The organism is Aestuariibaculum marinum, from assembly GCF_014596975.1.
GTDB classification, from domain to species: Bacteria; Bacteroidota; Bacteroidia; order Flavobacteriales; family Flavobacteriaceae; genus Aestuariibaculum; species Aestuariibaculum marinum.
This window is the reverse complement of record NZ_JACVXD010000041.1, coordinates 1-505: the sequence shown is the minus strand read 5'-3', so window position 1 is coordinate 505 and position 505 is coordinate 1. Positions and strand designations below refer to the sequence as shown.

Sequence of the window (505 nt, the reverse complement as noted above, 5' to 3'; positions counted from 1 at the left end):
TGTAAGCTTCCCTTAAAACCGAACTGTTTAAAAGTGTAAAAATAATATTAACTTTAAACAGTAATTATGAGAAAAAGTAAATTCAATCCAAGTCAAATAGCCAAGATTTTAAAAGAGTTTGATAACGGTAAAAGTGTCGAACAAATTACCCGTGAACATGGCGTAAGCTCATCAGCATTTTATAAATGGCGAGAGCGCTATGCTGGCATGAACGGCAAAGAACTCAAACGCATCAAAGAATTAGAAGAGGAAAATCGCAAACTTAAGCAGATGTATGCCAATCTAGCCTTAGACCATCAAATGGCTAAAGAGATCATCGAAAAAAAGCTTTAAAGCCCTGCCGTAAAAGAGATATAGCAAAGTCACTTATTCATTACGGCATCAGTAGGGCGTGCCGTGTTCTAAACATGAGTAAAAGTGTATATTATTATATGCCCTTGCCTAAGGATGATATAGAAATTGAACAAGCACTACTTCAAAAGGCAGAAGCCCACCCAGAAGAAGG

General features: G+C 36.8%; 1 pseudogene. It reads left to right on the top strand.

From position 1 onward, the window contains the following. Nucleotides 1–66: 66 nt before the first annotated feature. Nucleotides 67–505, top strand: a pseudogene (locus ICJ85_RS16135) (transposase); the annotation flags it as partial.